This window comes from Schaalia odontolytica, from assembly GCF_024584435.1.
Lineage (GTDB): Bacteria > Actinomycetota > Actinomycetes > Actinomycetales > Actinomycetaceae > Pauljensenia.
The window spans coordinates 1,514,462-1,527,909 of the sequence record NZ_CP102197.1; the positions used below are offsets into that span (position 1 = coordinate 1,514,462).

At 67.2% G+C, this 13,448-nt stretch carries 13 protein-coding genes; 2 read left to right on the forward strand and 11 right to left on the reverse strand.

Features of this window, described 5'->3' with window-relative positions:
* Nucleotides 1-29: 29 nt before the first annotated feature.
* Both NQK35_RS06730 and NQK35_RS06735 read right to left on the reverse strand, forming a co-directional pair.
* A complete protein-coding gene (locus NQK35_RS06730; RefSeq protein ID WP_257113638.1) occupies nt 30-1,649 on the reverse strand; it encodes a lysine--tRNA ligase in 1,620 nt (539 codons plus the stop codon).
* 57 nt (nt 1,650-1,706) lie between these two features.
* A complete protein-coding gene (locus tag NQK35_RS06735) occupies nt 1,707-2,594 on the reverse strand; it encodes a carbohydrate kinase family protein (RefSeq protein ID WP_257113639.1) in 888 nt (295 codons plus the stop codon).
* A 66-nt stretch (nt 2,595-2,660) separates the two neighbouring features.
* Here NQK35_RS06735 and NQK35_RS06740 point away from each other — a divergent pair, with 66 nt between their 5' ends.
* A complete protein-coding gene (locus NQK35_RS06740; RefSeq protein ID WP_257113640.1) occupies nt 2,661-4,043 on the forward strand; it encodes a 6-phospho-beta-glucosidase in 1,383 nt (460 codons plus the stop codon).
* Between the two features lie 6 nt (nt 4,044-4,049).
* On the opposite strand, the gene NQK35_RS06745 is transcribed toward NQK35_RS06740, so the two are convergent.
* The 9 genes from NQK35_RS06745 to NQK35_RS06785 all read right to left on the reverse strand — a co-directional run bounded on the left by NQK35_RS06745 (nt 4,050) and on the right by NQK35_RS06785 (nt 12,581).
* Entirely contained in the window at nt 4,050-4,745 is a 696-nt protein-coding gene (locus NQK35_RS06745; protein WP_257113641.1) for a PIG-L deacetylase family protein, read from the reverse strand.
* Nucleotides 4,746-4,813: 68 nt separating this feature from the next.
* Nucleotides 4,814-6,136 carry an ABC transporter substrate-binding protein gene (locus NQK35_RS06750; RefSeq protein WP_009213151.1) on the reverse strand — a complete coding sequence of 441 codons (1,323 nt, stop codon included), beginning with the start codon at nt 6,134-6,136 and terminating at the stop codon, nt 4,814-4,816.
* Between the two features lie 30 nt (nt 6,137-6,166).
* On the reverse strand, nt 6,167-7,012 hold the full coding sequence (locus tag NQK35_RS06755; RefSeq protein ID WP_009213150.1) for a carbohydrate ABC transporter permease: 846 nt from the start codon (nt 7,010-7,012) through the stop codon (nt 6,167-6,169).
* Nucleotides 6,999-7,877 (reverse strand): carbohydrate ABC transporter permease, encoded by an 879-nt coding sequence (locus NQK35_RS06760; protein ID WP_257113642.1) that lies wholly within the window; start codon nt 7,875-7,877, stop codon nt 6,999-7,001. The genes NQK35_RS06755 and NQK35_RS06760 overlap by 14 nt, the downstream gene beginning before the upstream one ends.
* 183 nt (nt 7,878-8,060) lie before the next feature.
* Nucleotides 8,061-8,495 carry an aspartate 1-decarboxylase gene (gene panD, locus NQK35_RS06765; protein ID WP_257113643.1) on the reverse strand — a complete coding sequence of 145 codons (435 nt, stop codon included), beginning with the start codon at nt 8,493-8,495 and terminating at the stop codon, nt 8,061-8,063.
* Nucleotides 8,492-9,463, reverse strand: a complete 972-nt coding sequence (panC, locus tag NQK35_RS06770) for a pantoate--beta-alanine ligase (protein ID WP_257113644.1) — start codon at nt 9,461-9,463, stop codon at nt 8,492-8,494. Before panC ends, panD begins: the two co-directional genes overlap by 4 nt.
* A 148-nt stretch (nt 9,464-9,611) precedes the next feature.
* Complete coding sequence (locus NQK35_RS06775; protein ID WP_257113645.1) at nt 9,612-10,496, reverse strand: Rossmann-like and DUF2520 domain-containing protein; 885 nt, start codon at nt 10,494-10,496, stop codon at nt 9,612-9,614.
* 25 nt (nt 10,497-10,521) lie between these two features.
* The gene (locus NQK35_RS06780; protein WP_257113646.1) at nt 10,522-12,084 is read right to left on the reverse strand and encodes a PH domain-containing protein; all 1,563 of its coding nucleotides are present in this window, start codon (nt 12,082-12,084) and stop codon (nt 10,522-10,524) included.
* Nucleotides 12,081-12,581, reverse strand: a complete 501-nt coding sequence (locus NQK35_RS06785; RefSeq protein WP_009213144.1) for a PH domain-containing protein — start codon at nt 12,579-12,581, stop codon at nt 12,081-12,083. The genes NQK35_RS06780 and NQK35_RS06785 overlap by 4 nt, the downstream gene beginning before the upstream one ends.
* A 162-nt stretch (nt 12,582-12,743) precedes the next feature.
* Between NQK35_RS06785 and NQK35_RS06790 the strand changes: the two genes are divergently transcribed.
* Complete coding sequence (locus NQK35_RS06790; protein ID WP_009213143.1) at nt 12,744-13,448, forward strand: response regulator transcription factor; 705 nt, start codon at nt 12,744-12,746, stop codon at nt 13,446-13,448.

Consider the following 13,448-nt stretch of genomic DNA (forward strand, 5'->3'; position numbering starts at 1 on the left):
TGAGCGGAGCGAAGGGGTCCCGCGCGCAATCAGCCCAGGCGCTTGACCAGCGGGAAGGGGATCGTCTCGCGGATCCCCTGGCCCGTCAGCACCATGAGCAGGCGGTCGATTCCCATACCCATGCCGCCGCACGGCGGGAATCCCTGCTCCATGGCGATCAGGAAGTCCTCGTCCATGACCATCGCCTCCGGGTCGCCGTTGGCGGCCGCGAGGGCCTGCGCCTCGAAGCGCTCGCGCTGGACAACCGGGTCGGCCAGCTCGGAGTAGGCGGTCGCCGTCTCGAAGCCGCGCACGTACAGATCCCACTTCTCGGTCAGGCCGGGGCGGGAGCGGTGGTAACGGGTCAGCGGCGAGGTGTCCTCGGGGAAGTCATAGACGAAGGTGGGCGCCCACAGCTTGGAGGCGACGAGCTCCTCGAAGATGTCCTCGACGATCTTGCCACTCACCGCGTAGTCGTCGACCTCCAGGCCGACGCGCTCGGCGTACGTGACGAGGGTTTCGCGCGGCGTCTCCACCGTGACCTCCTCGCCCAGAGCCTCCGACGTCGAGCCGTACAGGTCGATGCGATCCCACTGCCCCGACAGGTCGTACTCGGTGCCGTCGGCCAGGCGCACGATCTCTTCGCCCTCGGGCAGGCCGAAGGCGTCGCGAGCAGCCTGTTGAATGAGGTCGCGCGTCAGGAGCGCCATGCCGTTGTAGTCCGAGTAGGCCTCGTAGGCCTCCAGGGAAGTGAACTCGGGGCTGTGCGAGGAGTCCATGCCCTCGTTGCGGAAGTTGCGGTTCATCTCGAAGACACGGTCCACGCCGCCCACGACCGCGCGCTTGAGGTAGATCTCGGTGGCGATGCGCAGGTAGAGCTCCATGTCGAGCGCGTTCATGTGCGTGGTGAAGGGCCTGGCGGCGGCGCCCCCGTGAATCACCTGGAGCATCGGGGTTTCCAGCTCGATGTAGTCGCGGCGGAAGAAGTTCTCGCGGATCGAACGGTTCACCGCGGCACGCACGCGAATCATGTCGCGGGCGGCGGGGCGCGTGATCAGGTCCAGCTCGCGGCGGCGGATCCGCTGGTCCTCCGACAGCGTGACCTCGTCGCCATCCTCGGTCGTCCACGTCTTAGGCAGGGGACGCAGGGCCTTCGAGGCGATCGCCCACGAGGCGTCGGGGGCGGGAAGCGCGGTGGGCGCGGCGTCGTATGCCGCCCTGGCTTCCTCGCTCACCTCGGCGGGAGTGGCGAAAATCGACAGCTCGCCGCGCCGCGAGGAAATGACGCGCCCGTGGACGTACAGGTGGTCGCCCAGATCCACGTCGTTCTTGTACGCGGCCAGGGAATCCGCTCCAACGGAGGCGGCGGAGAGCATCACCTGAATCTTGTTGCCCGCACCGTCCATGAGGGTGGCGAAGCACAGCTTGCCTCCGTTGCGCGCCAGGACGACGCGGCCCGCCAGGCCCACGTAGTCCTCGGTCTCCTCGCCGGCCTCCAGGTGGCCGTAGCGCTCGCGGACCTGACGAATTGTGGTCGTGATTGGCAGGCTCACCGGATACGCGGGGATCCCCGCCTCCATGAGGCGCGCGCGCTTGGCTGCGCGGACTTTGACCTGCTCGGGAGTGTCGTCGGAGGGCGCGTGCGTGGGCGCGGAAGAAGAATCGGTCATGGATCTATCGTAGCGGGATTTGCGCCCGCGACGAGGAACCGGCCCCGGTTGGGCAGCTCACGCGCCCGGGAGGTCGGCCGCGTAGGGAGCTGACGAGGATCCGCCGATCCCCTGCGTGGAGTGGGCGGCGGCCGCACAGGCGAGGGCGAGCGCCTCGGGCCACGGCATACGGCGCGCTCGGCGCGCCCAGGCCAGGGCCGCCGAAAAGACATCCCCCGCGCCCGTCGTATCCACCGCGCTCACCGCGGGTGCGGGCACGTGCAGGATCTGCCCATCGACGCACGCAACCACGCCGTTCTTGCCGCACGTGACCACGCAGTCGCACCCAAACGACGCAAACCAACGCGCAGCTTCCTCCACGCTCTCGGTGCGCGCGTAGGCGAGCGCCTCCTCCTCGTTGGGCGTGCACACGTCAGCCACGCGCAAGGCCTCCAGGTCGGCCGGATCCCAGGCCCCGGCCTCGTCCCATGCCGTGTCCGCCAGCACCCACGTCCCGCGCTCGCGCCAGGAGGACACAACCTCACTATTCGCGCTGATTCCCCGCACGTCTGCGAGCAGGCACGCCGGCGCGTCGCCCCCCAAACGCGGCAACGCGGTCGTCCCGCGCGTGGTCATCGCGCGATCGCCGTCGAAGGACAGGGAGACAGTGACGTTTTGATCGCCCACGCGCTCACACGAGGAGGTGTCCACGCCCTCGCGTGCGAGCATCCCGTCCACGAACTGACCCATCTGATCGACGCCCACGCGAGCATGCAGGCGCACGGGTACGCCCAGGCGAGCCAGCGCAATCGCCTGATTGGCCGCGCCGCCCGCGCACATGAGCGCTCCCTCCACCCAGGCTTCGCGGCCGGGAACCGGAGGACCATCGAGGGGACCCATGACCACGTCAAGGAAGGTCGGACCGTACACCGCGAACTGAGATGCGGCGGGTGCTCGAGATGCCACAGGTCCTCCTAGACGTGAGCGCGACTACAATATGTCGCTGAGCCACACTATACGTATCCAGAGAGGATGCCCGCCATGCAGCTCACCATCGTCGGAGGAGGGGGCTTCCGGGTCCCCGCGATGATCGACGTCTTGGCCCGTTCACGCTCAGGTCGCGGCGACTACGCCTCCCTCGACGTCGACCGCGTCATCCTGTACGACACCGACATGCGCAGGCTTGACGCGATGATGGCCGTGCTGTCCGCATTGGGCTTCCCGCACTCTCCGGCCGTGCGCGGAACGACGGACATCAACGAGGCGCTTCCGGGAGCCGACTTCGTGTTCTCCGCGATGCGCGTGGGCGGGACCTGCGGGAGGGTCCTCGACGAACACTGCGGCCTCGACAACGGCTTGTTGGGGCAGGAGACCGTCGGCGTGGGCGGTTACTGCTACGCGTTCCGATCGCTCGGGCCGGCACTCGAGTTGGCCCGCGACGCGGAACGCCTGTGCCCGAACGCCTGGCTCATCAACTTCACGAACCCGGCCGGGATCATCACCCAGGCGATGCGTTCCGTGCTCGGCGAGCGCGTCATCGGCATCTGCGACACCCCCATCGGGCTCGTCAACCGCACGCTGAACGCCCTGGGCGTTCCCGAGGAGGAGCGCACCGACGTGTCCTTCGACTACGTGGGCCTCAACCACCTCGGCTGGCTGCGTTCCCTCTCAGTCGACGGCCACGACATTCTCCCGCGCCTCTTCGCCGACGACGCGGCCCTGGGATCGATGGAAGAATCCCGCGCCATCGGCACGGACTGGATTCGCGCGCTGGGCGCCCTCCCCAACGAATACCTCTTCTACTACTACTGTCATCGCGAAGCCATGGCCCGCATCCACCGGGACCAGACCCGCGGCGAGTACCTGCGCGATCAGCAGGAAGCCTTCTACAACGCCGTCCTCTCCGACCCCGAGCAGGCGGGACAAACGTGGATCGATGCGCTCGCCGACCGGGAGGCGACCTACATGGCCGAGGCCCGCGACGTCGACGACCGCTCCGGCAGGCGCGCCGAGGACATCGCGGGCGGAGGCTACCAGAAGGTGGCCCTTGACCTCATGAATGCGCTCGCCACGAGCACTCCGGCGCGCATGATCCTCAACGTCGGTAACGGCGACGGCGGCTTCTCCTCGATTCCGACGCTGCGCGACACGGACGTCGTCGAGGTTCCCTGCGACGTCGACGCCTCCGGCGTCCATCCGATTCCGGTCGCCCCCTTGAGCGGCGCTGCCCTCGGCCTCGTCCAATCCGTGAAGGCCTGCGAGAATCTCGTCATCGACGCCGCCCGCGAGCGCGACCGCAGCCTCGCGTGGCAGGCGCTGGCGCTGCACCCCCTGGTCGACTCGGTCAACGTCGCGCGCGACGTGCTCGATCAGGCGATCCGCACAAATCCGCTGGTTGCCGCCGCCTTCGACTGAGGGCCATCACCCGCGCGTGTCCCAGCGGAAGAACTCTTCTCCCCCCGCGTATCCGTGGGGACGCCCCGCATCGCGGGTGCCCTGTCGGATCCAGGACTCCATCCGATCGAGGTCGTCGAATTGGGTGACGTGCTCGCGCACCGCCCTGACCTTGGCCTCGATGTCCGAGCGGTCCAGCTCGACGACGTGGTTCGTCGACGGTCCACCTTGGAACCACACCTCTTCGACGACGTGGGGTTCCAGGCCCTCCTCAAGCAGCTCGGGCAACGCGAAGGGGTTGCGCGCGGCCGGATAGACGGCGTCCGTGACCGCGGCGCCCACGGCCCGGTGGTCCGGGTGATTGGCGTAGATGGACGACCAGTTGTATTCGGGCGAAAGTGTGAGGATCAGGTTCGGCTTCACGCGCCGAATGAGGGCGACGATATCGCGCACGAGGCCGTGGGACGGGGTCACCATACCGTCGGGGTAGCCGTCGAAGAAGACGAGCTCCGTGACGCCCAGCTGCTCGCACGCGCGGCGCTGTTCATCGCGACGCAACTCCGCCATCCGCTGATGCAGTTCCTGGTCAGAGCCTCCCGCATCGCCGTCCGTGACAACGGCGACAACGACCCTCGATCCTTCGCGCGCGAAGCGAGCGAGAGTCCCGCCCGCGTCCACGTCCGCATCATCGGGGTGGGCGTAAATTCCGAGCACGGTATCCATTCGCGTCCTCCTTATTGAGGCGCCGGCGAGAACGTGTCCCGCCGGCGCCTGTCCCACGTCTGTGACGACTACTGATCGATCGCCGCGTTGGCGGCGTCCTGGGCAGCCTGGACGCCCTCATGCACGCCGGTGCGTCCCAGGAAGACCTCCTTGAGTACCCCGTTGTACGCGTCCATTGCCGCGCCCAGCTTCGCGCCGAAGGGAGCCATGATCGTGCCCGAGGGGGTCTTCGCCATGACCGAGGTGTCGACGCCCTTGTCCGACCAGTACGCGGTCCACGTCCCCTGGGCCTTCTCGTTCGCGGGGAAGCCGGCACCGGTCTTGCCCAGTGCGGCACCGCCGTCCTTGCCAGCCAGCCACGCCAGCAGCTTGTGCTGAGCCTCGGGGTTCGCGCTCGCCGTCGAACCGGCGGCGACGACGGAGTTACCGACCGTCACGGCACCTGCGGGACCCTTCGGCTGGGGAGCCAGACCCCACTCGAAGGACGCACCCTCGGCCACGTTTGCCAGGTTGTAGGAACCGGACTGGAACAGAGCGATCTTGCCCTGCAGGAACTGATCACGGCTGAAGTCGCCGTTATCGTTCGTATCGGCCGCCGAGGGGGCCACGTGCTCCTTGTTGATGAGGTCCACCAGGTAGCCGACTGCGGCGTCGCCCTCGGGACTCGCGAACGTAAAGTGCCCGCTCTCGTCCTGCAGTGTGGCACCGGCCGAACCCAGGTACGGAATGAGCATGGCCTGGCCATCCAGCGCGGCGTTGTATCCGTACTGGACGATGTGGTCCGCGTCGAAGGCAGGGTCAGCCGCGTTGCGGCCCGACGAGTCCAGCGTCAGCTTGCGGGTGATCTCCCGCAGAGAGTCGGTGGAGGCGCTCGGATCCCACGACAGGTTCTGCAGGTCCTCGATGCTCACGCCGGCCGCATCCAGGAGGGACTTGTTGTAGTACACCGCGATCGACGGATCGGTGAGGACCGGGACGCCGTAGAGCTTTCCGTCAACCGTGTACTGATCGATGGCCCCCTGAAGCCAGCCGTCGCGCTCGGAGGCGGGGAACTCCTCGTCAATGTTGACGATCTTGCCGCCCCGGGCGTACTCGGTGTAGTTGTTCGTGTTGGACCAAAAGACGTCCGGTCCGGTGCCTGCGGCGAGCTCAGAACGCAGGCCCGTGAAGTAGTCCGACCACGGGACGACCTCGACGTTGACCGTGATCCCCGTTTCTTCGGTGAACGCGGGGAGCGCCGCCTCGTACGCCTGGGCAGCCTGATCATCCCACAGACGCAGGGTCAGGGACGTGCCCGCCTCACTCGACGCGCTGCCACCCTGCGAGCAGGCGGCCATCAGCATCGACGCGGCACCAATCAGAGCGGTAGCGGTAACAAAACGCCTATTCATGAAGACCTCCAGTTGTGATGGGTTGTGTTGTTACTTGATGCCCGTCAGGGCAATCGATTCAACGATGTGTCGTTGGAAGACAATGAACAGAGCGATCAGGGGCACGAGCGCGATGGTCGTCGCCGCCATGACGTACGTCCAATTCGCGTTGTACTGGCTCTGCAGCGCGGCCGTCGCAACCGTGAGGACGCGTGGCCTGGTCGCGGCAATGATCCGCGGCCACATGAATGAGTTCCACTGGCTCACAACCGTGATGAGCACGAGCGTCGAAATGATCGGCTTCGACACGGGAACGACGATGGAGAAGAGGATGCGCATCTGCCCGGCACCGTCCATGGTCGCCGCGTCGATGATTTCCTGGGGGATCTGACGGAACGACTGACGCAGCAGGAACACCGCGTAGGGCGAGGCGAACACGAAGGGCAGGACGATGCCCCAGAAGGTGTTGTTGAGCCCCATCTTCGCCATCATGAGGTACAGCGGGATGACGAGGACCGACGCCGGAATCATCATGGTGCCCAGGAAGAGCCAGAAGATGACTTCGCGTCCCGGGAACTCGATGCGCGCAAACGCGTAGGCGGCCAGCACGGAGGACACCAGCTGCCCGACGACCATCACCACGACCACGAGAAGCGTCGTGATGATCGCGTCGCCGAAGTTGACTCGTCCCGTCAAGATCGCCTGGAACGAGGCCAGGGAGGGCGGCGAGGGCAGCGCGAACGGCGAGTGCGAAGCGAAGTCCTGGGGCGACTTGAAGGCCGTGACGAAGCTGAAGAGCAGCGGGATGACCATGACGAATGCGGCCAGCGACAGCCCCGCGTAGATCCCCAGGGTTGACCACCAGGGCCGACGCGAGTGCGACTTAGACGAGCTCATACGTGGTCCTCTTCCGGAAGTACAGGTTCTGGGCCAGCGTCAGGCACATCAGGAGCAGCATCATCACGCACGCCATGACTGCGGCGCGGCCGACATTTCCGGTTTCGAAGGCCTCCTTGTAGATCAGATAGGCGAGGACCTCGGTGGAGCCGGACGGCCCGCCCTTGGTCAGGGCGTAGATCTGATCGAAAACGTTGAAGACCGAGATCACGGAGGTGACCGAGACAAAGAAGAAGGTCGGGCGCAGGAGGGGCATCTTGATGTGCCAAAACACCTGCGAGGAGGAGGCGCCGTCCACGGTCGCGGCCTCGGTGAGCTCACGCGGGATCGCAAGCAATCCGGCGATAAAGAAGAGCGCCGTGTACCCCACGTTCGACCAGACGACGACGAAAGCCGCCGCCGGCAGCGCCCAGGTGGGCGACACGAGAATTTCTAGTCGAGTGCCCGCAAGCGCTGAGAGGAGGCCGCCGGTGGGGGCGAAGATCCACGACCACACGACGCCGAGGGCCAGCGGAGGCGCGATCCACGGGATAACGATGAGCGTGCGATAGACCACGGTTCCTCGCACGCCCTTCGTCAGCAGGTTCGCGAGGAGTAGGCCCAGGATGATCTGAATGGGGACCACGAGGAGGACGAAGAGAATCGTCGTGCGCAGGGACGACAGGAAGACCGGGTCGCTCAGCACGTTCGCGACATTGGCCAGGCCCACGTATCGCGTATCCCCGATCAGATCCCACCGGTACAGGCTCACCCACATGATGACGCCGATGGGCACAACCATGAAGATAAGAACGCCGATCAGGGCGGGCGACAGGAACGCATATCCGGCGAGTGCGTGGCGCGTCCGAGACGCTCGCTTGCTCATGCCCCCACCATCCTTTCGTACGGCTCTTCGAGGATAGGTACGACGGGCGCATCAGCGCCGACGAAGACAAGGTATGGACAATTGTGAACAGCGCTTGTCGCCAAACGAGCAAAGGTGCACAAAACGAATCGAAAACAAGGGAGCGCCCACTCGGTTGAGTGGACGCTCCTGCCGGCGTGTCAGTCAGGCCCCCGAGCTCTTCAGCCCCAGCTCGCGGGCACGCGCGGAGTCCTCGGGAACGCGCCCCGGACAGTCGCCAGCCTCGACGATCGCGTTGGCCTCGTCGACGAAGACGACGGACGGCTTCACCTGACGCACGAGGGACTCGGGGACCTGGGCGTAGGCCATGATGATGACCAGGTCGCCGACCCTGACCCTGTGGGCGGCCGCACCGTTGAGCTGGACGGTGCCGCTGCCTCGCTCGCCCGCGATCGTGTAGGTGGACAGGCGCTCGCCATTGTTGACGTCGGCGACGTCAACCTTCTGCCCGGGCACGATGTTGGCCGCGTCCAGCAGGTCCTCATCCACCGTGATCGAGCCGACGTAGTGCAGATCGGCACCGGTGACGGTGGCGCGGTGGATCTTGCCGATGGCCATCTCGCGGGTCATCTCCATCATGCGCGCGCCCCCGTCTCCTCCGATGCACCGCCCGCTCGGGCCTCGTCCCCCTCGAGCCGCACAGGGCCGCGCAACGCCACCTCCATGTTGTCGATGAGGCGGGTACTGCCGACCTTGGCGGCGATGAGGACTCGCCCGGCACGCGAGCCGTCGGTCAGCAGCGTCGGCGCTGCCTCTGCCTCCCCGAGTGGCACGCCGTCGGTTCCCGCGAGGATCTCGAAGGTTCCCGCATCCACGAGGGCGATGTAGTCCAGGTCGATGCCGTCCTCCGCGTCGATGACCGCTCGGCACGCGGAGATGACGCTCCCGGGTTCTGCCCCCGCCTCGGCCACCTCCACGCCCCGGCGCAGTGCACGAGACAGCGCGCGGGCGCGCACGCGCTCCTCCTCGCTCAAGTATTGGTTGCGGCTGGACAGGGCCACGCCGTCCCGGTCGCGCACGATCGGCACCGCGTGGACGCGCACGGGGATGTCAAGCTGGGAGAAGACGGTGCGCAGGACGGCCAGCTGTTGGGCGTCCTTCTGGCCGTACAGGGCCACGTCCGGGCGCACGAGGTTGACGACCTTGGTGCACACGAGGGCGACTCCTGCGAAGTGCGTGGGGCGCGTCTTTCCTTCGAGGACGCGCGCGACGGGCCCCGGATCAATGGAGACCGTCGCGGGAGCCGGATACACGTCCTGCGGGGACGGAGCCCACACGAGGTCCGCTCCCACCGTTTCGAGGGCGTCCATGTCCGCCCCCAGGGTTCGCGGATAGGCGTCGAAGTCCTCTCCGGGAGCGAACTGGGTCGGGTTGACGAAGATCGTGACGATGACGTGGTCGGCGAGCGCGTGGGCCTCTCGCACGAGCTGCAGGTGCCCGGCGTGCAGGGCACCCATGGTCATCACGAGCGCCTTCGTTCCGGGCAGGCGGGCGAGCGCCTCGGCCAGCTGGTCGCGCGTGTGGGTGAGGATGGGACGATGCGTCATAGTTCTATTCTTGCAAGTTCAGCCCTCCGGTGCGTCATTTGAGTCGCTTTCCTCACGTCACGCGATTCGCGTCAGAGCGGGATCTCCTCGCCCATCGTTGCGGCGCGGTGCCGGCACGGCGCCTCGCCGAGCCTGGCCGCGCCGGGACTCAAGAGGGATCGAGGAGGGCCGCCTCGACGCTGGTCGCGGCCCGTTCGTCGAGGAGGCGCGCGTCGCGCAGCAGGCGAGTGAGGGCACGGGTCATGTCCGCGTAGGTGTCGCGCTCCCCCGCAAGCGCCTCGTGAGCACCGAGGCAGCGGGCGTGAGCCGCGACTGTGCCAGCATCCCCCCGGGCGGCGGGGCCGGAGATCCCGGCGGCTCCCTCGGTCAGCGCCCGGTCGAGGGCGGCCTCGAGGAGAGGACGCACGTAGAGGGCGGGATTCTCGATTCCGGCCTCGGCGAGGATGCGCGTCGTCTGCACGGTGATTCCGGCGATGAAGTTGGCGCCGTGGGCGAGACCGGCGTGGTACAGGGGACGGTCCTCCTCCGCAACGACCACAGGTTCGCCCCCCATCTCCACGACGAGGGCCTGCGCGATCGGCAAGAAGGGGGCAGCCGCGGTGACGGCGAAGGGAGTTCCCACGAGCCGAGCAACGTCAACGCTGGTGCCCGTGAAGGTCATGGCCGGATGGATTGCCAGCGGGATCGCTCCCGCGTCGGTGGCGGCGCAGAGTAGTCCGATCCCGGAGGCGCCCGACAGGTGGATGACGATATGCCCGCTCTGCCACACGCCCAGATCGGCCAGCCCCCGAGCGAGGGGCCGAATCTGATCGTCGGGAACGGCGAGGATCACCACCTCCGAGCGCCGCGCCACCTCCTCCGGCGACGCGATCGGAACGCCGGGCAGCATGGCGTCGGCGCGCTCGCGCGAGGCGGGCGAGGAGGCTGAGACGGCCACCACCTGGTGACCGACGGCGCGCACAGCCGAACCGATGACGGGGCCCACGTGCCCCATGCCGATGATGCCGATGCCAAGTCGTCCGGGGGTGTTCATGCCACCATTGTTGCCGATCCTCGTCCTACGCGCCGCTCGCCTCGCTTGCCAGGGTCGCGTCGACGACCTCGCCGACCCGGGAGAGCCAACGCTCGGGAGGCTCGGCGTCGCGGCTGCTCTTGGAGGCCACCGAGAGGCGCGACCACAGGTCGAGGGCGCGCGAGGCCTCAACGTGCGCGGCCAACGACGGAACCCGGCCGGGAACCAGCTCGGCGCGCACCGAGGCCACCCCCCTCCAGCCCTGGAGGGGACCTTGCCTCATCGACACGGACTGGATGCGCGAGAGCGGGATGATCGAGAACGTGCGGGTGAGCCAGCCTCCGCGAATCGCGAGAACCGTATCCGTGAGCGCAAAAGCGCGGCGCGCATACGTGAGGGGATCCAGGATCCGTGCGCTGGGCGGAATGGGGGTCATCCAGCGGTCTGCGCGCCTCCCCGCATGCAGGGATTCCAGGAAGCGGTCGGGTTCATCGACCCCGAGGGACGGGACAACCATTGCAATGGCTTGGGCAACCTCCGCGCGCGAACCGACGGGTAGGAGGACATCGGAGGCAACATCAAGGCGCATCCCCTCGTTCTTCTCGCCCTCGGAGGAGGTCCTGTTACCCGCCTGAGTGATCTCGACGCGGTACCACCCAAACAACCGCCAGAGGAGCGGCTGGCTGACCGAGAGGGCATGGATGCGTCCGGGCGGGATCGTGACGTGGCGACGCGCGGTCAGGCCTCGCCGAATGCGCACTCCGTCGGCCGATATCGCCGCCGTGAAGCCAAACTCTCGGTCGAACCTGGTCCACACTCCCGCGACGACGCTGACGGCGCCGAACATGATGGCCGCGAAACTCATCACGGACGTCACCCCGACGCTCACGATGAGGAAGGCGTTGAGGATGCACAGCCCGATTCCGATGGCGAGGGCCAGGACCGTGCTCATGGTGGCGAGCATGGAGCCAACGAGTTCGAGTACGCTCACGCGGAAGACGACGCGTTCGGGTGCCTCAAGCGTCGCCTGGGCGAGGGGACGCCCCTGCCCCGCCGCGCGGGCAGGGCCGGCGGGAGGGACAAGCTCGTCGATCGCTCCGGAGGCGAGGCCCAGCAGGAGCGCGCGCAGGTCTTCGAGGCGGCTCGAGGGAAGCAGGCCGAGCTTGATGCTCGACTCAGCCCCGCCCGCTACCTCAATATCGAGGTAGCCCAGGCCGACGATGCGCCCCAGGAGGGAATAGGAGAGGTTGACGGATTGGATGCGCGAGACCCTGGCGTGGCGCTGCGAACGAGACAGGATGCCGGAACGGAACCACACGGCGCTCGGGGTGATCGCGTAACGGGTCATCCTCCACGAGAGGTAGCTAAAGGCCAGGAGCACGCCGACCGCGACGAGAGCCAGGCCGAGGAGCACCGGGAGCGAGCCGACACTCGCCGCCCACGCGGGTCCGCCCTCGCCGACAACGCGAGCCCGGCCCCACTGAAGCGCCCAGACGGTTGCCGCTGCGACGCCGCCGAGGGAACCGGCAACACGCGGCAGATAGGTGAGCGGGTGGAGGTACTTCCAGTCCTCGGGGGCAATACCGTCGGAGGAGAGGTCCGCGCTCATAGGCCCATCAGCTCCGCTGAGCCGCGCTCGGCCAACACGTCGCGCAGGCGCGATGCGTCGGCGACGGGGACTCCGGCGAGCGCCGCGTCTGTGTGCGCGCTGGCCGTGGACAGCTTGATGGTGGCGATACCAAGGAGGCGCTGCACAGGCCCCTGGGCGATGTCGACGTACTGGATGCGACCGTAGGGCACGAGGGTCATGGAGCGCCTCAAGACGCCCCGGCGAATAACGAAGTCGCGCTCGGCCAGAGCGTAACGCAGGGCCTTAACCTGAGCGGGGACGAGCCACAGGCACCACAGGGCGATGAGGGAAGGTACGGGCATCGCCATCCACGCCTCGTCGATACCGGCCACGAGCGCAACGGCGCTGATGATGCCGGCCGCGGCTCCGCACGCGACGAACACATTTCCGAGCCTGAGCGCGGCGAGCTTGCCCGATACGTTGCGAAAGTCAACGCCTTCGGGCGTCATGACGTCATTCGAGGTCTGGGATGTCATGGGGCAATTCTCGCACACGCGCACGCGCCCCCTCGCGCGAGCGCACGCGCGGCCCAGCGCGAACACGAAAGCGCGACCGTTATGAGATACCTAACAGCACGACCGTCACCGCTCCCAACATACTCTCAGGAAACATGCAGGATCATCGGCGAGACTAGATCCATGGCTACCACGGGAACTGAAGCAAAGCTGCTCGTCGTCGACGACGAGCCCAACATCCGCGACCTCCTCGCCTCGTCCCTGCGCTTCGCCGGCTTTGACGTCGTCACGGCCGAAGACGGGAGCGGAGCATTCCACGAGGCCCAGGAATCGCGACCCGATCTCATCGTTCTCGACGTCATGCTCCCCGACATGGACGGTTTTACCGTGACGCGACGACTTCGCGACGCCGGGATCACCACCCCCGTCCTGTTCCTCACCGCGCGAGACGACATGCGCGACAAGATTCAGGGACTCACCGTCGGCGGCGACGACTACGTGACCAAGCCCTTCGGCCTCGAAGAGGTCGTCGCCCGCATCCGCGCGATCCTGCGCCGCACGATGGGCGGGGAGGAGGAAGACGCCCTCCTGCGCGTCGGCGACCTGGTCATTGACGAGGACGCCCACGAGGTAACGCGCGCCGGCGTCCAGATCGATCTTTCCCCCACGGAGTTCAAGCTCCTGCGCTACCTCGTCATCAACGCCGGGCGGGTCGTCTCGAAGATGCAGATCCTGGACCACGTGTGGGAGTACGACTGGGACGGCGAGGTCGCCATCGTCGAATCCTACATTTCCTATCTGCGCCGCAAGCTCGCGGTCGAGGGGGCCAGCGGGGAGTTGATCCACACGAAGCGCGGCGTGGGCTACATCCTGCGCGTCGAGGAGTAA

Bases quoted from the DNA above. Each gene is read 5' to 3' on its own strand.
- NQK35_RS06750 (WP_009213151.1), bottom strand. From the start codon at position 6,136: ATGAATAGGCGTTTTGTTACCGCTACCGCTCTGATTGGTGCCGCGTCG.
- NQK35_RS06785 (WP_009213144.1), bottom strand. From the start codon at position 12,581: ATGACATCCCAGACCTCGAATGACGTCATGACGCCCGAAGGCGTTGAC.
- NQK35_RS06760 (WP_257113642.1), bottom strand. From the start codon at position 7,877: ATGAGCAAGCGAGCGTCTCGGACGCGCCACGCACTCGCCGGATATGCG.
- NQK35_RS06755 (WP_009213150.1), bottom strand. From the start codon at position 7,012: ATGAGCTCGTCTAAGTCGCACTCGCGTCGGCCCTGGTGGTCAACCCTG.
- NQK35_RS06790 (WP_009213143.1), top strand. From the start codon at position 12,744: ATGGCTACCACGGGAACTGAAGCAAAGCTGCTCGTCGTCGACGACGAG.
- NQK35_RS06730 (WP_257113638.1), bottom strand. From the start codon at position 1,649: ATGACCGATTCTTCTTCCGCGCCCACGCACGCGCCCTCCGACGACACT.
- panC (WP_257113644.1), bottom strand. From the start codon at position 9,463: ATGACGCATCGTCCCATCCTCACCCACACGCGCGACCAGCTGGCCGAG.
- NQK35_RS06775 (WP_257113645.1), bottom strand. From the start codon at position 10,496: ATGAACACCCCCGGACGACTTGGCATCGGCATCATCGGCATGGGGCAC.
- NQK35_RS06740 (WP_257113640.1), top strand. From the start codon at position 2,661: ATGCCCGCCATGCAGCTCACCATCGTCGGAGGAGGGGGCTTCCGGGTC.
- panD (WP_257113643.1), bottom strand. From the start codon at position 8,495: ATGATGGAGATGACCCGCGAGATGGCCATCGGCAAGATCCACCGCGCC.
- NQK35_RS06780 (WP_257113646.1), bottom strand. From the start codon at position 12,084: ATGAGCGCGGACCTCTCCTCCGACGGTATTGCCCCCGAGGACTGGAAG.
- NQK35_RS06745 (WP_257113641.1), bottom strand. From the start codon at position 4,745: ATGGATACCGTGCTCGGAATTTACGCCCACCCCGATGATGCGGACGTG.